Source organism: Providencia sp. PROV130, from assembly GCF_028482225.1.
GTDB lineage: Bacteria > Pseudomonadota > Gammaproteobacteria > Enterobacterales > Enterobacteriaceae > Providencia > Providencia rettgeri.
This window is the reverse complement of record NZ_JAMPQC010000013.1, coordinates 25,004-40,630: the sequence shown is the minus strand read 5'-3', so window position 1 is coordinate 40,630 and position 15,627 is coordinate 25,004. Positions and strand designations below refer to the sequence as shown.

At 41.6% G+C, this 15,627-nt stretch carries 12 protein-coding genes; 9 read left to right on the top strand and 3 right to left on the bottom strand.

Annotated elements, in window-relative coordinates:
- Positions 1–198 precede the first annotated feature (198 nt).
- From dapD to map, 3 genes are all read right to left on the bottom strand, one after another.
- Positions 199–1,026 carry a 2,3,4,5-tetrahydropyridine-2,6-dicarboxylate N-succinyltransferase gene (gene dapD, locus PSF28_RS09000; protein ID WP_004908750.1) on the bottom strand — a complete coding sequence of 276 codons (828 nt, stop codon included), beginning with the start codon at positions 1,024–1,026 and terminating at the stop codon, positions 199–201.
- Between the two features lie 62 nt (positions 1,027–1,088).
- Positions 1,089–3,725, bottom strand: a complete 2,637-nt coding sequence (gene glnD / locus PSF28_RS08995; RefSeq protein ID WP_272664251.1) for a bifunctional uridylyltransferase/uridylyl-removing protein GlnD — start codon at positions 3,723–3,725, stop codon at positions 1,089–1,091.
- Positions 3,726–3,834: 109 nt separating this feature from the next.
- Entirely contained in the window at positions 3,835–4,632 is a 798-nt protein-coding gene (map, locus tag PSF28_RS08990; RefSeq protein WP_210836180.1) for a type I methionyl aminopeptidase, read from the bottom strand.
- 652 nt (positions 4,633–5,284) lie between these two features.
- On the opposite strand from map, the gene rpsB reads away from it, so the two are divergent.
- The 9 genes from rpsB to bamA all read left to right on the top strand — a co-directional run bounded on the left by rpsB (position 5,285) and on the right by bamA (position 15,558).
- Positions 5,285–6,010 (top strand): 30S ribosomal protein S2, encoded by a 726-nt coding sequence (gene rpsB / locus PSF28_RS08985; RefSeq protein WP_004908759.1) that lies wholly within the window; start codon positions 5,285–5,287, stop codon positions 6,008–6,010.
- 142 nt (positions 6,011–6,152) lie between these two features.
- The gene (gene tsf, locus PSF28_RS08980; protein WP_004908761.1) at positions 6,153–7,004 is read left to right on the top strand and encodes a translation elongation factor Ts; all 852 of its coding nucleotides are present in this window, start codon (positions 6,153–6,155) and stop codon (positions 7,002–7,004) included.
- 189 nt (positions 7,005–7,193) lie between these two features.
- Positions 7,194–7,922, top strand: a complete 729-nt coding sequence (pyrH, locus tag PSF28_RS08975; protein WP_004257499.1) for a UMP kinase — start codon at positions 7,194–7,196, stop codon at positions 7,920–7,922.
- 107 nt (positions 7,923–8,029) lie between these two features.
- Positions 8,030–8,587, top strand: a complete 558-nt coding sequence (frr, locus tag PSF28_RS08970) for a ribosome recycling factor (protein WP_210836181.1) — start codon at positions 8,030–8,032, stop codon at positions 8,585–8,587.
- Positions 8,588–8,734: 147 nt separating this feature from the next.
- Entirely contained in the window at positions 8,735–9,928 is a 1,194-nt protein-coding gene (ispC, locus tag PSF28_RS08965; protein WP_210836182.1) for a 1-deoxy-D-xylulose-5-phosphate reductoisomerase, read from the top strand.
- A gap of 186 nt (positions 9,929–10,114) precedes the next feature.
- The gene (gene uppS / locus PSF28_RS08960; protein ID WP_109911801.1) at positions 10,115–10,870 is read left to right on the top strand and encodes a polyprenyl diphosphate synthase; all 756 of its coding nucleotides are present in this window, start codon (positions 10,115–10,117) and stop codon (positions 10,868–10,870) included.
- 9 nt (positions 10,871–10,879) lie between these two features.
- Positions 10,880–11,740 (top strand): phosphatidate cytidylyltransferase, encoded by an 861-nt coding sequence (cdsA, locus tag PSF28_RS08955; protein ID WP_210836184.1) that lies wholly within the window; start codon positions 10,880–10,882, stop codon positions 11,738–11,740.
- Between the two features lie 8 nt (positions 11,741–11,748).
- Complete coding sequence (rseP, locus tag PSF28_RS08950; protein WP_210836186.1) at positions 11,749–13,101, top strand: sigma E protease regulator RseP; 1,353 nt, start codon at positions 11,749–11,751, stop codon at positions 13,099–13,101.
- 42 nt (positions 13,102–13,143) lie between these two features.
- Positions 13,144–15,558, top strand: a complete 2,415-nt coding sequence (gene bamA, locus PSF28_RS08945; protein ID WP_210836188.1) for an outer membrane protein assembly factor BamA — start codon at positions 13,144–13,146, stop codon at positions 15,556–15,558.
- Positions 15,559–15,627: the final 69 nt, after the last annotated feature.

Genomic DNA, 15,627 nt, shown 5'->3' with positions numbered 1-15,627 from the left:
GATTTCTAGAAATTGACAAACTTCTCTTTGCAATTAATGCGCTAATATTAAAAGGTAACGCTGATATGGCCACCCGAGTTGCATACGAGTGTATGCGATTCGGGATAGCTTCGGTTTTTAACCTAATTACAATGGCTCATGACAAAAACTTATTATAAAAACCAGTAACAGGTTTGGTATGAGATTCTAGGTGGTTAATTACTCATCAATCGTTCTTAATAATTCATTAATGCCTACTTTTCCGCGAGTTTTCTCATCGACTTTTTTAACAATGACCGCGCAATACAGGCTATAGCGGCCATCTTTTGATGGTAAATTACCCGAAACAACTACGGAGCCAGCCGGGACTCGGCCGTAATGAATTTCACCTGTTTCACGGTCATAGATTTTGGTACTTTGTCCCAGATAAACTCCCATTGAAATAACGGAGCCTTCTTCAACAATCACCCCTTCGACCACTTCAGAACGAGCACCAATAAAGCAGTTGTCTTCAATAATCGTTGGGTTGGCTTGTAGTGGCTCTAAGACACCGCCAATACCCACGCCACCAGATAAATGTACGTTTTTACCAATCTGCGCACATGAGCCCACGGTTGCCCATGTATCCACCATTGTGCCTTCATCAACGTAAGCACCAATGTTGACATATGACGGCATTAATACGCTATTTTTAGCGATATAAGCTCCTTTGCGTACAGCCGCTGGAGGAACAACTCGGAAGCCTTCTTTCTCGAAGCGAGCTTGGTCATAATCCGCAAATTTCATCGGCACTTTATCGAAATAACGGCTTTCTGCACCGTCAATGACTTGGTTATCTTGAATGCGAAAGGATAATAAAACCGCTTTTTTCAGCCATTGATGGGTAACCCACACACCGGCAATTTTTTCAGCTACACGCAATTTGCCGCTGTCGAGTAATGCAATGGTATCTAGCACGGCTTGTTTCACCGAACTTGATACGGTATTTGGTGTGATACTAGCTCGCTCTTCGAACGCTTGTTCAATGATCGCTTGTAAATGCTGCATTGATTGTATTTTCCTCTTGAATGACATGAAAGTGAACGTTCATCATGAAAATGTGATGGACGCTATATTTTATCCTTCGATTTTAGGGTTTCTGTCAACCTTTCTGATAACTCTTGTTGCATATTTTTAGTTAACGCTTTGTGATCTTTATCTGCTAACACAAAAAAATCTTCCACTTTTTCGCCAATTGTGGTGATGCGTGCGCCATACAGAGAAATTTCCATTTGAGCAAAAATATGGCCAATGCGAGCTAATAAACCTGGTTGATCCAAAGCGAACAGCTCCATATAAGAGCGACGTTCGTTAGTGGAATGTAGAAAGTTGACTTTTGTTGGTACGGTAAAGTGACGTAATTTTGACGGTAGAGTACGAGGCTTAGGCAGTGAAATTTCGGGTTGCTGAACGGCTAATAACAACATTTTTCGGATATGATCGTATCTGTCTTTAGATAGAGGGCTACCGTTAGGTTCCAGTACAACGAAGGTATCCATGGCCATATTATCTTTATTGGTAAAAATTTGAGCGCTGTGAATGCTTAAATTTCGTCGATCTAATTCGCTGGCGACAGCGGCAAATAAATGAGGTTTATCATGGCACCAAATAAAAATTTCTGTTCCGCCATGTTTAGGCTGCGTGCTGATTAACACTAAAGGCTGGCTCAAATCATGGGCCAGCAGGTGCTTAGCATGCCATGCTAACTGGGATGGTGTGTGACGTAAAAAATAATCTGCATGGCAGCGAGACCATAACCCTTGTAGTTTCTCTTCATCAATTGACGATTGACGTAGTAATGATAAAGCCTGATAACGATGGTGACGAATACGTTCACGTAAGTCAGGGGTACTTTGCATGCCTTGATTTAATTGATGTTCTGTAGATAAAAATAGTTCACGAATTAAACTCTGTTTCCAACTATTCCACAGAGTGCTATTTGTCGCGCAAATGTCCGCGACAGTTAGGCACATCAAGTAGTTAAGCCGTGAAACGGTTTTAACTTCCCCTGCAAATTGTTTAATGACATCAGGGTCTTGAATATCACGTCGTTGAGCGGTTACTGACATCAATAAGTGATTTTTCACCAACCATGACGCCAATTCAGCTTCTTTGGTAGAAAAATCATGTAGTAAGGCAAAATCATAAACAAAGTCAGAGCCGAGATCGGAGTGATCTCCTGAGCGACCTTTAGCGATATCGTGGAAAATCGCCGCTAATCGTAAAAGTTCAGGTTGCAATAATTTAGGATAAACACTGACACAAAGAGGGTGATCTCGTCGGTTTTCTTCTAAGGTAAAGCTATCAATTTTTTGCAGCACACGAATAGTATGTTCATCAACGGTATATGCATGGAATAGGTCGAACTGCATTTGCCCGACGATATTGCTCCATAGCGGTGTGTAAGCGCTTAATACACTATGAAGGTGCATGGGAACAAAAGCACCTTTGATTGCTCTGGGGTGGCGTAGAATTTTGATAAACAGTTTTCGGGCTTCAGGGATTTCACATAATGGCACTGAAAGGTTACGGCGCGCGTAACGAAGCTGACGCAATGTGGTGGAATAGATCCCTGTAATATTTGGATAGCGAGCCATTTGATAAAACATTTTTAAAATAGCAGCTGGTTGCTTAATAAATAACTCTTCATCAATAACATCAATCAATGACCCGCGTAATTGGAATAGCGAATCAATAGGGCGCGGTTTTTCGTTAGGGTTGAGTGTTAAAATGGCTTCATCAAATAATTGTAATAGCATTTGATTGAGTTCCCTCACCCGGCGAGTGACACGATAGAAATCCTTCATCATTCGTTCAACGGGTTGGTTCTTTTCGCCCTCATAACCCAGTAACCGAGCCACGCTAAATTGGCGGTCAAATAGTAGACGATTATCATGACGTTTCACCACCAAATGGAGTGCAAAACGAATTTTCCATAAAAACATTAAGCACTCTTTGAGTTCTTGGCGCTCTTCTTCGGTGAGAAAGCCAAAGCCCACCATTTCATCGACGGTGGTTGCGCCAAAATGGCGCCTGCCGACCCACAGTAAGGTATGGATATCTCGCAATCCCCCAGGGCTACTTTTAATATCAGGTTCTAAATTATAGCTGGTGCTATGGTAGCGTTGATGGCGCTCTTGTTGTTCTTCAATTTTTGCAGCAAAAAAGACCGCGGAAGGCCAAAAATCATCGCTAAAAATGGTTTTTTGTAATTGTAAAAATAGGGTGACATCACCACAGATTAACCGTGATTCAATGAGATTAGTTGCAGTGGTTAGGTCTGCATTTCCGGCTTCAATGCATTCAGCGAGCGAACGAACACTGTGGCCGATATCAAACCGTAGATCCCACAATAGAGTAATAAATTGCCCAATTTTGCTAGCGATGTACTCTGGAAGAGGGGTTTTACTTAACACTAAAATATCAATGTCAGAAAGTGGATGCAATTCGTGGCGTCCATAACCCCCAACCGCGATTAGTGACATATCTGGTTGCTTATCAAATTGAAAGGATTGCCATAATCGTGTTAATAAGGCATCAAGGTAGTCACTACGTAAGTGAATGAGGTCGACAACATCTTTACCTTGGTTAAAAGCCTCTTCGAGCCACTGATCAAAATTATCGACATGTTGTCTTAATGAATTAAGTTCAAGGTCATGAGTACTAAATTGATTAGGGGATAGGTAGGAAGCTGAATTTACAGTCATCTTTATCTTTCCGTATTGATAGCAATAGGGGGGTAGCTACCAGCTTACGGTTTTTTGATAAAAATGAACAGAGGAAGAGCCTTCGGTTAGGAAGGCTCTAAAGAGAAGATTATTCGTTAACTAATACTGCTGAGATAAACGGTTCTTCTTCTTTACGCAGTGTGAGGATTTCACAGCCGTTATCTGTCACAACTAACGTGTGTTCATATTGGGCAGACCAACCGCGGTCTTTGGTTTTAACTGTCCAACCATCTTTCATGGTGCGAATACGATGATCGCCTGTATTGACCATAGGCTCAATGGTAAAAGTCATCCCTTTTTGCAGGATCACGCCACTGTCGTCAGCGTCATAGTGTAGAACTTGTGGTTCTTCATGGAAACCTTGGCCAATGCCGTGGCCGCAATATTCACGCACAACGGAGAAATCTTGTTTTTCGACAAATTCTTGAATGGCTTTACCCAAAGTACGTAAGCGAATACCCGGTTTAACCATGCGAATTGCTAAATACAAACTGTCTAGTGTGACTTGGCAAAGGCGTTCACCTTGAATCGTTGGTTTACCAACGATAAACATTTTGGAGGTATCGCCATGGAAACCATCTTTAATGACGGTGACATCAATATTGACAATATCGCCATCTTTCAAAATTTTATCATCACTAGGAATGCCGTGGCAGATGACATCATTGACGGAAATGCAAACTGATTTAGGAAAACCGTGATAATTTAGGCACGCAGGGATAGCTTGCTGTACGTCAACAATATGTTGATGACATAGGCGATCTAATTCACCCGTACTAACTCCCGGCACAACGTGCGGAGCAATCATTTCTAATACTTCTGCGGCTAAGCGGCCAGCAACGCGCATTTTCTGAATATCTTCTTCAGTTTTGATAATAATAGCCATGAGTGTAGTCCATTCATGCCAACATTGATTAATGGCATGTTAAAAAAGAGGGGTAAAAATAGGGAGCCCATTTTACATCGATGAGACATATGGTAACAGCCACCGCATTTTCTGCCAACTAGCTATCGAATGGATTCGAAAGTCGAAGTTGCTTTATAGTAGATAAGGAAAGGAGCAGAGCTTGTTCATTTTGAGCTTTTAACAGCACAAAATGCAAAGTAGTAATGAAGGCCATCTAGAAGACATTGCAAAAATAAGGCTTTTTTATCTTGTCAAATAGCGTCTATAATTGACCTGAGCAATGGTTAAATATTGCTCAGGTCAATGGCTTTAAACCAAATCCACTTTTAGGCACTTTTGTGAGCGAAAAAAACAACAAAAGTTGGCTTCTAGGTTGGTTTTATGGTATAAAGCGCGCCGGCAATCCATATTATTTCTTATCACCATCATCGAAATGACATTTTATGGCATCAAGATGAAGTCGCTGATAAAAATATTGGATGTGCGAAACTTAAAACTCAATTGTGTAATAACACACACAAATCGACACGTGCACCGGGGTGCTCTTATGCGTTTTTTAACGCAGCTTTGGAGTCGGTAGCATGGGATTTGTGGAGGCATAACCCCAATTACTTAAATACAGAGGTATTAAATGGCAACTGTTTCCATGCGCGATATGTTACAAGCAGGCGTACACTTTGGTCACCAGACTCGTTACTGGAACCCAAAAATGAAACCTTTCATTTTCGGTGCGCGTAACAAAGTTCATATCATCAACCTGGAAAAAACTGTTCCAATGTTCAACGAAGCTCTGGCTGAATTGACTAAAATTGCTTCTCGTAAAGGCAAAATTCTGTTTGTCGGTACTAAACGTGCTGCAAGCGAAGCCGTTCAAGAAGCTGCTAACAGCTGTGACCAATATTTCGTTAACCACCGTTGGTTAGGCGGAATGTTGACTAACTGGAAAACCGTTCGTCAGTCAATCAAACGTCTGAAAGATTTAGAAATTCAATCACAAGACGGTACTTTTGACAAACTGACTAAGAAAGAAGCGCTGATGCGTACTCGTGAACTTGGTAAGTTAGAAAACAGCTTAGGCGGTATCAAAGATATGGGCGGTTTACCTGACGCTCTGTTCGTTATCGATGCAGACCACGAACACATTGCTATCAAAGAAGCAAACAACCTGGGTATCCCAGTATTTGCTATCGTTGATACTAACTCTGATCCAGACGGTATCGACTTCGTTATCCCTGGTAACGATGATGCAATCCGTGCAATCAAACTGTATCTGGGCGCTGTAGCAAGCACCGTTCGTGAAGGTCGTTCACAAGATCTAGCTGTTCAAGCAGAAGAAAGCTTAGTAGAAGCTGAATAATAAGGCCCAAACCCTTATTTAGGTATTGCTATACAGGTACTGCTATATGTTAGAAGGGGCCTGATTTAGGCCCCTTCTATATATGAATCAGAACTATCCACGTGGGGAAGACTCCCACGGGGAATATCGAGGAATAAATCACATGTCTGGAATTACCGCTGCATTGGTAAAAGAACTGCGCGAACGTACTGGCGCAGGTATGATGGAATGTAAAAAAGCACTTGTTGAAGCTAATGGCGACATCGAATTAGCGATTGATAACATGCGTAAATCAGGTCAAGCAAAAGCGGCTAAAAAAGCAGGTCGCGTTGCAGCTGAAGGTGTTATCCTGACTGAAGTTTTCAACGGTGGTAAAACAGGTGCTCTGGTTGAGCTGAACTGCGAAACTGACTTCGTTGCTAAAGATGCAGGTTTCTTAGCATTCGGTAAAGAAGTTTTAGCTTCTGTTGTCGCTGACAAAAATGCTGACATCGATGCACTGAAAGCAAAATTCGAAGAAGCTCGTACAACATTAGTTGCGAAAATTGGTGAAAACATCAATATTCGTCGTGTTGCTATTCTGGAAGGCGCGCAAGTAGGTAGCTACCTGCACGGTGCTCGTATTGGTGTTTTAGTTGCGGCTGAAGGCGCTGACGAAGAATTACTGAAACACATCGCTATGCATATCGCTGCAAGCAAACCTGAATATGTGACTCCAGATGATGTTCCTGCTGATGTTGTTGCTCACGAGCATCAAATTCAGTTAGACATCGCAATGCAATCTGGTAAACCACGCGAAATCGCTGAAAAAATGGTTATCGGTCGCATGAACAAATTCACTGGCGAAATCTCTCTGACTGGCCAGCCTTTCGTAATGGATCCAAGCAAATCTGTTGGTGACTTACTGAAAGAGAAAGGTGCTACTGTTTCTGGTTTCCTTCGTTTCGAAGTAGGTGAAGGTATCGAGAAAGTTGAAACTGACTTTGCAGCAGAAGTTGCTGCGATGAGCAAGTAATCAACTAAGGGCCGCCAATTGGCGGCTCTGTTTTATATACGTATATTCCCCCGCGATGTTAGCGTCATCGGCATACGCTAGAATTTGTGTATAAAAAATTATATTTAAACTAATTAAAAATTTTAGGTACGTAGGGCCGTGTGATTCTACGTGTGTTACCCCAATAAATATCTGTTAGGACAGAACACCATGGCAACCAATGCAAAACCCGTTTATCAGCGTATTCTGCTTAAATTAAGTGGCGAAGCCTTACAAGGCGCAGAAGGTTTTGGTATCGATGCTAGCGTTTTAGATCGTATGGCTCAGGAAATTAAAGAACTCATAGAACTGGGTATACAGGTCGGTGTGGTTATTGGCGGTGGTAACCTGTTTCGTGGTGCTGGTTTGGCACAAGCTGGCATGAACCGTGTTGTCGGAGACCACATGGGGATGCTAGCAACGGTGATGAACGGACTCGCGATGCGTGATGCATTACATCGCGCCTATGTGAATGCAAGACTGATGTCTGCGATCCCACTTAACGGTGTCTGTGATAACTATAGCTGGGCAGAGGCCATTAGCTTGTTACGTCACGGCCGCGTTGTTATTTTTTCGGCAGGAACAGGAAATCCATTCTTTACGACAGACTCCGCTGCGTGCCTTCGTGGTATTGAAATTGAAGCGGATGTCGTGTTAAAAGCCACAAAAGTTGATGGTGTATACTCAGCTGACCCAGCTAAAGACCCAGATGCGGTTCTTTATGAAAATCTGAGCTACCAAGAAGTGTTGGAACGTGAACTTAAAGTGATGGACTTAGCGGCATTCACATTAGCACGTGACCATAATTTACCGATTCGCGTATTCAATATGAATAAGCCGGGCGCTCTACGACGCGTAGTTATGGGCGAAAATGAAGGAACTCTGATTTCTCACAATTAATACTCAGAGACATGACCTGAGTTTAAATGTATTATCTAATATAAATTCAGACAATTTAAGCGAGGTCGTATGCGGCCTTTAATAACCAGTTCTTAAGGGTTGAAAACGTGATTAACGAAATCCAAAAAGATGCTCAAGACCGTATGGAAAAGAGCCTTGAAGCATTCAAAAACCAAATTAGTAAAGTTCGTACAGGCCGTGCATCTCCAAGCCTGTTAGACGGTATCTCTGTTGAATATTACGGTTCAGCAACACCTCTGCGTCAATTAGCTAACGTTACTGTTGAAGATTCACGGACATTAGCGATTTCTGTTTTTGACCGTAGCATGTCACCAGCGATTGAAAAAGCAATCATGGCATCAGATTTGGGCCTGAACCCATCATCAGCGGGTACTGTTATCCGTGTTCCACTTCCTCCATTAACGGAAGAACGTCGTAAAGACTTAATTAAAGTGGTTCGTGGTGAGGCAGAGCAAGGCCGTATCGCAGTTCGTAACGTTCGCCGTGACGCTAACGACAAAGTCAAAGCGTTACTGAAAGATAAAGAAATCAGTGAAGATGACGAGCGTCGTTCACAAGATGATATCCAAAAACTGACTGATAGCTACATCAAGAAAGTTGATGAAGCATTAGCGCAAAAAGAAGCAGAGCTGATGGAATTTTAATCCATCATAATAATAAAGCCACCAATGCAGACGGTAAAAGTGTGCGTTAGCGTGGCTTTATTATTTTTCAAGTTTATTAAAAAATCCTTTCTAACCTCTAAGCTGATATAATCTCAGTATTGAATTAATACAGAGTACTCAATCACTATGAAACGTCTGACAATCCTAGGTTCTACAGGCTCAATTGGTACAAATACACTTTCTGTTGTTCGCCAAAATCCCGAAAAATTTCAAATTGTTGCTTTAGTGGCAGGAAAAAATTTCACTGAAATGGCGAAACAGTGCCTTGAGTTTAATCCGAAATATGTCTCAATGGCGGATGAATTATCAGCAAAAGCCTTAAAAACTATTTTGATTGAGAATAACTGCAAGACTGAGGTTTTGTCAGGAAAACAAGCGGCTATTGACCTCGCGGGCCTTGATGATGCCGACCAAGTTATGTCAGCAATTACCGGAGTTGCCGGTTTACTTCCTACCTTGGCTGCAATACGTAAAGGTAAAAGAATATTATTAGCGAATAAAGAGTCTTTAATTACCAGTGGCCGTTTATTCTTTAATGAGATTTGTAAGCACAATGCAACCGTATTTCCTATTGATAGCGAGCATAATGCTATTTTCCAAAGTTTACCGGAAATTATTCAACGCAATTTAGGCTTTGCTGATTTATCAGCTTCGGGTATTTCAAGTATTGTTTTGACCGGCTCTGGCGGGCCATTTAGGGATACACCATTATCGCATTTTGATAACGTGACACCTGATGAAGCATGTAACCATCCAAATTGGTCAATGGGACGAAAAATATCAGTTGATTCAGCGACAATGATGAATAAGGGTCTAGAATATATTGAGGCTTGCTACTTTTTTAATGCGAGTGCTGAGCAGATGGAAGTGATTATCCATCCTCAATCAGTTATTCATTCTATGGTTCGGTATAAAGATGGTAGCGTGATAGCACAACTGGGTACGCCTGATATGCGCACTCCGATTTCATATAGTATGGCTTATCCTCAACGTATTATATCTGGTGCGAAACCTCTTGATTTTGCAACGCTTTCATCATTAACGTTTGTTCAGCCTGACTACCAACGCTATCCTTGCTTGAAGCTCGCAATTGATGCCTGCCACCAAGGGCAAGCTGCTACAACCGCACTTAATGGCGCAAATGAAGTGACTGTTGCGGCCTTTCTTGAAGGTAAAATACGCTTTACGGATATAGCAAAAATTAACCACAGTGTATTAGATAGCCAAGTTTTTTCTGAACCTGTTTCAATTGAAGAGGTCTTAGAAATCGACGAGCGAGCACGTAAAAATGCAGAAAAAATAATCGCTCAGACAATTTAATGCTGGTATGTGTTTTATTTAGTTGCTGATAGCCATAATAACTCTTTAATATGTGACGTGTTTAAAAAAAGAAAAATAACATAGCACTACTTTGAGAATTAAGGATGTGTCTTATCAGCAAATTCAATAATAGTAGTTATTATTGGTCTGTATACTCAAAGTGGTACTCACAAGGATTAATATTTAATGAACTCTAGTGGTGAAAATCTCTCTGATTCAATGATGCCTAAGCATGTTGCTATCATTATGGATGGTAATGGTCGATGGGCTAAGCAAAGAGGGAAACTCAGAATTACAGGTCATAAGGCAGGTGTTGAATCTGTCCGTAATTCGGTGCGTTTTGCGGTGAAAAATAAAATTAGTTCGCTCACATTGTATGCATTTAGCAGTGAAAACTGGAGACGACCAGAGAAAGAAGTGAGTTCTCTAATGGAACTATTTGTTTTTGCTCTTGATAATGAAGTTAAGAACCTGCATAAAAACAATGTAAAACTAAAAGTCATTGGTGATATTAGTCGTTTTAGTGAACGCCTCAGAAAAAGAATTGATAAGGCAGAAGCATTAACGCAAAACAACACTGGGCTAAAACTGAATATAGCCGCGAACTATGGTGGTCGCTGGGACATCAGTAACAGTGTAAAACAAGTATTTGCAAAGGTACAAAGTGGTGAGCTTTCTATTGATGACATCAATGAAGAAAATATTAATGACCATATTTGTATGCATGATCAAGAAAATGTCGATTTAGTCATTAGAACCGGTGGGGAGCATCGCATTAGCAACTTCCTATTATGGCAAGTCGCTTATGCGGAATTTTATTTCACCAACGTTTTGTGGCCAGATTTTGATGAAATGGTGTTTCAGAGTGCAGTTGATGCTTTTAGTAAGCGTGAGCGCCGTTATGGTGGAGCTGAATCAGATGATGAACTGGGCAAGGAATAGGGGATAGATGTGCTGAAATATCGTTTACTTACTGCGATAGTCTTAATACCGATTGTTATAGCAGCTCTGTTTTTACTTTCCCCAGCAAATTTTGGGCTTGTCGTAATTGCGGTTTGTGCTTTAGGCGCTTGGGAATGGGCACAATTTGTCGGCTGGCATTCACAAGCTAAACGTGTCGGGTTGGCGGTTGTTTTTGCAGCAATATTACTTGCAATGCAATTTTCTATTTCCGATATAAACCTGTTCTCCTCTGAGCCTATGGTTTTGTATGGCCTGTGGGCAGGTCTTATTTGGTGGGTAATAGCGATTATTTTAGTAGTTACCTACCCTGCATCGGCTTCTTGGGGTAAATCAGCCATTATCCGGTTGTTATTTGGCGTGTTAACGATTATCCCGTTTTATTGTGGAATGATGGTTTTAAGAACCGTGGGTTATCAAAGTGATACATTCTTCGGTGCTTGGTGGTTACTGTATGTTATGTTGCTGGTTTGGGGGGCTGACTCAGGTGCCTATGCATTTGGTCGTACTATCGGACGCAACAAAATGGCACCTAAGGTATCTCCCGGTAAAACATGGGAAGGCTTAGTCGGTGGGCTGATAACGGCAGGGATTATCTCATGGTTATTTAGCGCCTTTGCACCAATCCCTGTGATGCCTGATTATTTACTAGTGACTTCAATTATTGTTGTTGTAGTATCAGTATTTGGTGATTTGACTGAAAGTATGTTTAAGCGTCAATCAGGTATTAAAGATAGTAGCCACTTAATTCCAGGGCATGGCGGTATTTTAGATCGTATTGATAGCCTGACGGCAGCAATCCCTGTTTTTGCTGGGCTAAATTTGTTAATTTTTAACGGTTTTGGTCTTTAGGAAGATACATGGGATTTATTTGGAGTTTAGCTGCGTTTATTATTGCGATTGGTGTGCTGATTACAGTACATGAATATGGTCATTATTGGGTCGCTCGCCGTTGTGGTGTTTATGTAGAACGTTTTTCTATTGGTTTCGGGAAGACGTTATGGCGTAAAGTCGATAAACATGGCACTGAGTTCGTGTTAGCCATGATCCCGTTAGGGGGTTATGTCAAAATGCTTGATGAACGTGTTGGAGAGGTTGCTCCTGAGCGTCGTCATCAAGCGTTTAATAATAAAACAGTAGGTCAACGAGCTGCCATTATTAGTGCGGGGCCTATTGCGAACTTTTTATTGGCAATTGTTGTCTATTGGATTGTCTTTATGATTGGCGTTCCTTCTGTGAAACCTGTCATTGAAGATGTAAAACCAGGTTCTATTGCGGCAATTGCAAATTTTGAACCAAAAATGGAACTAAAATCTATTGATGGCATCGAAACTCCTGATTGGAATTCAGTTCGTTTAGCATTGGTCGGCAAAATAGGTGACCGCGAACTGACTGCACAAGTATTACCGAGTGGTTATAATGAACCGATGACAAAAACGGTTGATTTAACGACTTGGCAGTTTGATCCTGAGAAACAAGATCCAATTTTGTCGGTAGGGATAATGCCTGTTTCTGCAAAAATTGACCCTGTCATTCAAAAAGTCACTGAGGGGTTAGCTGGCGAACGAGCAGGTTTACAGAAAGGTGACAGAATAGTCAGTGTTAACGGGGAGGTATTAGGCCTTTGGAACCCAGTAACACGAATTATTCGTAATAACCCAGGTGTACCGTTAAAACTAGAAGTACAACGGTCGCAACAATTAGTTTCACTCACGTTGACTCCTGATAGCCAAGATGGACAACGCGGAGAGAAAATTGGGTTTGCAGGCGTAGAACTTTCAGTGTTACCGTTAGCAGATGAATATAAAATGGTGCAGCAATATGGGCCATTCTCTGCGTTTTACCAAGCCAGTGATAAGACGTGGCAGTTAATGAAGTTGACGGTCAATATGATGGGTAAACTGGTTGTTGGGGATGTCAAACTCAATAACTTGAGCGGTCCGATATCTATCGCTAAAGGTGCGGGGGTATCCGCCGAGTCAGGCTTGGTATATTATTTGATGTTTATTGCGCTTATTAGCGTCAATTTAGGTATCATCAATCTGTTTCCATTGCCTGTTTTAGATGGGGGGCACTTGCTCTTCTTATTAATTGAAAAAATTAAAGGAAGTCCAGTGTCTGAGCGAGTACAAGACTTTAGTTTTCGGATAGGTGCAATGGCATTGATTCTGTTAATGGGACTTGCACTTTTTAATGATTTCTCTCGCTTCTAATTTTTATAAGCTGGGGACCAGTAAGGAATACGCATAACAACGATGGCGATGAAAAAGTTGCTCATAGCGTCGCTGCTTTTCGGCAGCGCCACTGCATACGGTTCAGACGGATTCGTAGTTAAAGACATTCGTTTCGAAGGTCTACAACGCGTCGCCGTTGGTGCAGCATTATTGAACATGCCAGTTAGGGTTGGCGATTCAGTTGATAACGATGATATCAGCCGTTCGATCCGTTCCCTATTTTCAACCGGTAACTTCGAAGATGTTAGGGTCCTGCGTGATGGAAACACGCTGATCGTTCAAGTTAAAGAGCGGCCAACGATTGCCAGTATCACTTTTACAGGCAATAAGTCTGTTAAAGATGATATGCTCAAGCAGAACTTGGAAGCTTCAAATATCCGCGTTGGTGAGGCACTTGACCGCACGACAATTGCGAATATCGAAAAAGGTTTAGAAGACTTTTACTATAGCGTTGGTAAATATAATGCAACAGTAAAAGCTGTTGTGACACCTTTACCACGTAACCGTGTGGATTTAAAATTTGTTTTCTCTGAAGGTGTTTCAGCTCAAATTCAGCAAATTAATATTGTAGGTAATAAAAATTACACTACAGCAGAATTAGTTAATAAGCTGCAATTGCGTGATGATGTGCCTTGGTGGAACCTTGCTGCTGACCAAAAATATCAGAAGCAAAAACTGGCAGGTGACTTAGAAACTCTGCGCAGTTTTTATCTAGATCGCGGTTATGCACGTTTTAACATTGACTCCACGCAAGTCAGTCTGACTCCAGACAAAAAAGGCATTTATATTACGATTAATATCACTGAAGGCGACCAATACAAAATATCGGGTGTCGAAGTTAATGGTAATGCTGCTGAACACTTAACTGAAATCCAAGAACTTATCACTATCACACCGGGAGAGTTATATAACGGTGCTCAAGTGACAAGCATGGAAAACAAAATCAAAGATATGTTTGGCCGCTATGGTTATGCATATCCTCGAGTAATGACACAGCCTGAAATCAACGATGCAGATAAAACAGTTAAATTGCATTTAAATATTGATGCAGGTAACCGTTTCTATGTGCGTGAAATTCGTTTCCAAGGGAATGACACCAGTAAAGACACCGTTTTGCGCCGTGAAATGCGCCAAATGGAAGGGGCATGGCTTGGAAATGACCTTGTTGAATTAGGTAAAGAACGTCTGAATCGTACAGGTTATTTCGAAACTGTTGATGTTGAGACTCAACGTGTACCGGGCAGTCCTGACCAAGTAGATGTTATCTACAAGGTTAAAGAGCGTAATACAGGTTCAATGAACTTCGGTATTGGTTTTGGTACTGAAAGTGGTGTGAGCTTCCAAGTTGGGGTTACACAAGATAACTGGTTAGGTACAGGTAATGCGGTTGGTATTAACGCAAGTAAAAATGACTACTCAACTAACGTTGAATTCTCATTTACTGACCCGTATTTCACCGTGAATGGTGTGAGCTTAGGCGGTCGTATTTTCTATAACGACTTTAGTGCGAAAGATGCGGATCTATCAGGCTATAACAATAAAACGTATGGTCTAGACAGTTTCTTAAGCTTCCCGTTCAATGAAAATAACTCTTTCCGCGTCGGTGCGGGTTATGTTCATAACCGACTTTCAGACATGCGTGCTCAAGCTGCCATGTGGGATTACCTTGACTCTATGGGTAAAAATCCACCAGTTACAGAAAATGGGCGTAATAAAGAAAGTTTTGATGCGGATGACTTTACGCTTAACTTAGGTTGGACTTATAACTCGTTAAACCGTGGTTTCTTCCCAACATCGGGTAATAAAACGAACGTATCGGGTAAAGTAACAATACCTGGCTCTGATAACGAATACTATAAACTGCGCTTTGATACTGCACAGTATTACCCACTGGATGAAGACCAAACTTGGGTAGTTCTTGGACGTGCACAAGCAGGTTATGGTGATGGTATTGGCAGTAAGCAAATGCCATTCTACGAAAACTTCTATGCGGGTGGTTCAAGCACCATTCGTGGTTTCCGTTCGAATAATATCGGTCCAAAAGCGGTTTACTTGAAGAAAATTAATGGTGTGGATGGCCCTGAGCCAGGAAGCCCATCAAGTGATGCAGTCGGTGGTAATGCGATGTACGCGGCATCATTTGAGTTAATCACTCCGACTCCATTTATTGACGAGAAGTATTCGAACTCAGTTCGTACGTCTCTGTTCGTTGATGCGGGTACAGTATGGGACACTAATTGGAACAGTATCAATTCTGATTGGCGTAAGGGTATGCCTGACTATGGTAAGGCAACTAACGTCCGTGCTTCTGCGGGTGTTGCTTTACAATGGATGTCTCCACTTGGACCACTGGTCTTCTCTTATGCGCAGCCGATTAAGGACTACGAAGGGGATAAATCAGAACAGTTCCAATTTAATATTGGTAGAACGTGGTAATCTATTCCAGTTTCTACTCATGATGGCTCCCATAATTTTATGGGAGCAACCAAAATTTCCAGCCATACG

Excerpts from the sequence above, each read along its gene's own strand:
- dapD (WP_004908750.1), bottom strand. The coding sequence starts at position 1,026 with ATGCAGCATTTACAAGCGATCATTGAACAAGCGTTCGAAGAGCGAGCT.
- glnD (WP_272664251.1), bottom strand. The coding sequence starts at position 3,725 with ATGACTGTAAATTCAGCTTCCTACCTATCCCCTAATCAATTTAGTACT.
- map (WP_210836180.1), bottom strand. The coding sequence starts at position 4,632 with ATGGCTATTATTATCAAAACTGAAGAAGATATTCAGAAAATGCGCGTT.
- rpsB (WP_004908759.1), top strand. The coding sequence starts at position 5,285 with ATGGCAACTGTTTCCATGCGCGATATGTTACAAGCAGGCGTACACTTT.
- tsf (WP_004908761.1), top strand. The coding sequence starts at position 6,153 with ATGTCTGGAATTACCGCTGCATTGGTAAAAGAACTGCGCGAACGTACT.
- pyrH (WP_004257499.1), top strand. The coding sequence starts at position 7,194 with ATGGCAACCAATGCAAAACCCGTTTATCAGCGTATTCTGCTTAAATTA.
- ispC (WP_210836182.1), top strand. The coding sequence starts at position 8,735 with ATGAAACGTCTGACAATCCTAGGTTCTACAGGCTCAATTGGTACAAAT.
- uppS (WP_109911801.1), top strand. The coding sequence starts at position 10,115 with ATGAACTCTAGTGGTGAAAATCTCTCTGATTCAATGATGCCTAAGCAT.
- rseP (WP_210836186.1), top strand. The coding sequence starts at position 11,749 with ATGGGATTTATTTGGAGTTTAGCTGCGTTTATTATTGCGATTGGTGTG.
- bamA (WP_210836188.1), top strand. The coding sequence starts at position 13,144 with ATGGCGATGAAAAAGTTGCTCATAGCGTCGCTGCTTTTCGGCAGCGCC.